Here is a 1146-nt window from a genome sequence, read left to right as displayed (position 1 = left end):
GGTGGAAGGCCATGCGCTGCGCGGATTTCTGCCCGACGCCGGGCAGGCGGCGCAGCGCCTCGATCAATCCGTCGAGTGCAGGTTCGGCCACTGGATCAGAACGGGAACTTCATGCCCGGCGGCAGCGGCATGCCGGCCGTCAGCTTGCCCATCTTCTCCTGCGAGACCTCTTCGGCGCGGCGGATGCCGTCGTTGAAGGCGGCAGCCACCAGGTCTTCGAGCATGTCCTTGTCGTCGGCAAGCAGGCTCGGATCGATCACGATGCGCTTCACGTCGTGCTTGCAGGTCATCGTGACCTTCACGAGGCCGGCGCCGGACTGGCCTTCGACCTCGATGTGGGCGAGTTCTTCCTGCGCCTTCTTCAGGTTGTCCTGCATCGCCTGGGCCTGCTTCATCAGGCCGGCGAGTTGGTTCTTCATCATGGTGAGGGGTCCTCGGGTTTCAGTGGGGTTTGACCGAGCCGGGCACGATGCGTGCGGTCTTGAACTGCTGCATCAGCGCTTGCACCAGCGGGTCGTTGTGGATGATCTGTTCGGCTTCGGCCTGGCGGCGCGCGCGCTCGGCGGCGGCTCGCAGGGCCGGTGAATCTGCCGGCACGCCGGGTTCGACCTCGAGCCGCACCGGGCGGCCCAGCTGCGTGACGAGTGCCGCCTGCAGCTTGGTGCGCTGCACCTCGGCGCGCAGCGTCTCGCGCTCGACGCGCAGGCGCCAGACGACCTCGGCGCCCTGCTCGTCGAGTGCGACGCACTGGCCTTGCAGGGCCAACTCGCGCACCAGCGCGCCGATGGCGTTGGCCTGCACCATCTGCACGACCAGCTCGTTCCAGCGGTCGCCGAGCGGCGTGCGCTCGAAGGCCGGCACGGCGGGTGCGGCCATCGGCACCGGGACGGGCGCGGACGGCGCTGCTGCGGCGCGTGCGGGCGGCTCGTCGTCGAGGTCGGGCATCGACGAGGCTGATGCGCCGGAAGGCTCGTCGTCGAACGGCACGTCGAGCCAGGGCGGGGGTTCGTCGTTGCGGGCGGCGGGGCGGGCCGCTGGTGGCGTGGCCGGTGATGTGGAGACAGGCGGCTTGGCAACAGGCGGCGGCGCAGGAACCGGCCGCACAGGCGGCGCCGCGACCACCGGCGGCGGGCGGCGCACCGGTGC

At 70.8% G+C, this 1146-nt stretch carries 2 protein-coding genes and 1 pseudogene; all 3 read right to left on the bottom strand.

What is annotated here, in order from left to right; genetic code table 11:
• Positions 1–91, bottom strand: a pseudogene (gene recR / locus AC1D15_RS33450) (recombination mediator RecR); the annotation flags it as partial.
• 4 nt (positions 92–95) lie between these two features.
• Positions 96–422, bottom strand: a complete 327-nt coding sequence (locus AC1D15_RS33445) for a YbaB/EbfC family nucleoid-associated protein (protein ID WP_047511954.1) — start codon at positions 420–422, stop codon at positions 96–98.
• 19 nt (positions 423–441) lie between these two features.
• Positions 442–1146, bottom strand: a 705-nt coding sequence (locus tag AC1D15_RS33440; protein ID WP_477829451.1) for a DNA polymerase III subunit gamma/tau C-terminal domain-containing protein, incomplete at its 5' end; no start/stop codon positions are given.

Source organism: Rhizobacter sp. P2_H2 (assembly GCF_056403375.1).
This window is presented reverse-complemented; position numbering and strand designations above follow the sequence as displayed.

Excerpts from the sequence above, each read along its gene's own strand:
- AC1D15_RS33445 (WP_047511954.1), bottom strand. The coding sequence starts at position 422 with ATGATGAAGAACCAACTCGCCGGCCTGATGAAGCAGGCCCAGGCGATG.